This is a genomic window from Arsenophonus endosymbiont of Bemisia tabaci Q2 (assembly GCF_902713415.1).
Classification (GTDB): domain Bacteria; phylum Pseudomonadota; class Gammaproteobacteria; order Enterobacterales; family Enterobacteriaceae; genus Arsenophonus.
The window spans coordinates 1-1,707 of the sequence record NZ_CACTIE010000024.1 but is presented as its reverse complement, the minus strand read 5'-3'; the positions used below and the strand labels follow the sequence as shown (position 1 = coordinate 1,707).

The following is a 1,707-nucleotide window of genomic DNA, read 5'->3' as shown; positions in this document are numbered from 1 at the left end:
GCTATAAAACCGCGCAAAAAAAGAAAGCGCCCGTCATTAGCCTTGCGGATTTTAAAAGAAATAAACCACGAAAAGATAAATAATAAAATAACTGGGCGGATAGATCGTCCTTTCTTTTCTCTTTAAGCAACTCGCCGAGCACGCAAAGCGGCAATACGTTGTTGACCAATCGCATGATATTCAGCAAGAAGTTCAATACCAATATAACGCCGTCCTCAAAGCTCAGCAGCGATACAGGTAGAGCCAGAACCAGAAAACGGATCGAGTACAATTGCGTTAGGCTGCGTAAAAGACTCTATGAGCAGTTGTAAACTATAGCTAAGCGACTTAATTTTGATGACATTATTTAGTCGCTTAGCTATATAAATCGGGACTGTGCTGTGTCTCGTATTTAGTGGGACAGCAGGAGGTGACCCATGTCACCGTTTCCTTACTGCCCGATGCCAGCTTGCCGTCCCCTAAAAATGGGCGTATAACAAGCTGGCATCGGGCAGTAAGGGAAATCCTGCAAATTTCAAATTAATGCGATGGATAAATCTGATTTCCAGGCGGAATTCAATTTATTTAAGCGATACGCTTTTTTCAATGGGTTTCTAATATCCGGTAGGAAAACATAAGCGGAGCCCCCATTAGCGGCGACATCCTTATTTTTATGAGTAGCTACAATCTTTTGCTTATTTTTCTGTGAAAATAATAGGAGTGAGTCATCATCTTTCCAGTGTTTTTTTAAATTAAGATAAAGTTTTTCTGCCATGTCGTGCAAATCTTCGCACTCATCTGCACAATCATCCAGATTAAGTTGATTGAGCTTATCTAAGAGTATTATAGCTAAGCGACTTAATTTTGATTATACCATATTGAGTGCGAACAAAATATCTGTGTCGCATTCGAGCGCTCTTTTTTTGCATTTAGCTTGTGCCCATTTATGTTCAATTGGATTAAGATCTGGCGAATAGGTAGGTAAATATTCCACCATATGCCCCGCATCGATGATGACTTGTTGAATACTCTGTTTCTTGTGAAAAGTTGCATTATCCATCATGATTACACTGTTTTTAGGAAGTACTGGGATAAGGACTTGGGTGACCCATGCATAGAAAACATCGCTGTTAATATTGATATCAAATAATCCGATAGCAAACAGCGTTGTGCCCAATAAAGCGCCGATAACATTTGTTCTTCCTTTAGCTCCCCAGTTCTTGAGACCAACACACCGTTGACCTTTCGGGGAATAGCCGTGAGTCCGCGGGGTATCGTGTGAAAAACCACTTTCATCAATAAAAACAATATGCTTGCCTTCTTTTTCATACTGTTGTTTTTTTGTTGAAACGTTTGTCGAGTGTTTTCGTCGGCTTTCGGATGACGTAGAGTTTTTTATAGGTCAATCCCATTTTTTTAAGAGCTTGCCAAATGGCCTTCTGACAAACGCCAAAACGCTCTGCACGCTCTTTTTGGTAAGCATCTGGATATTGTTCAACATCTTTTATCAACTCGGATTTATCGATTTTTCGCTGACGCGTAGTCGATGCTTTTGGCTCTATTTGATTAATCCAACGCGATACAGATGCAGAGCCAATCCGAAATTGCTTCGCTGTTTCTCGGATACTCAACCCTTCTTCTTCCATCGTAAATATCACTTTACGTCTAAAATCAATTGAATAGCTCATATAAATAATGTCATCAAAATTAAGTCGCTTAGCTATATCT

2 protein-coding genes and 2 pseudogenes are annotated in these 1,707 nt (G+C 39.9%); all 4 read right to left on the bottom strand.

The window, feature by feature from the left end:
- Positions 1-122 precede the first annotated feature (122 nt).
- A pseudogene (locus ARSQ2_RS01940) lies at positions 123-314 on the bottom strand (DNA methyltransferase); the annotation flags it as partial.
- Positions 315-514: 200 nt separating this feature from the next.
- Entirely contained in the window at positions 515-763 is a 249-nt protein-coding gene (locus ARSQ2_RS01935; protein WP_238334247.1) for a hypothetical protein, read from the bottom strand.
- A gap of 198 nt (positions 764-961) precedes the next feature.
- A pseudogene (locus tag ARSQ2_RS01930) lies at positions 962-1,378 on the bottom strand (IS630 family transposase); the annotation flags it as partial.
- The coding region (locus tag ARSQ2_RS01925; protein WP_238334246.1) for an IS630 transposase-related protein at positions 1,305-1,707 on the bottom strand (403 nt) is incomplete at its 5' end. The gene ARSQ2_RS01925 and the pseudogene ARSQ2_RS01930, both read right to left, overlap by 74 nt.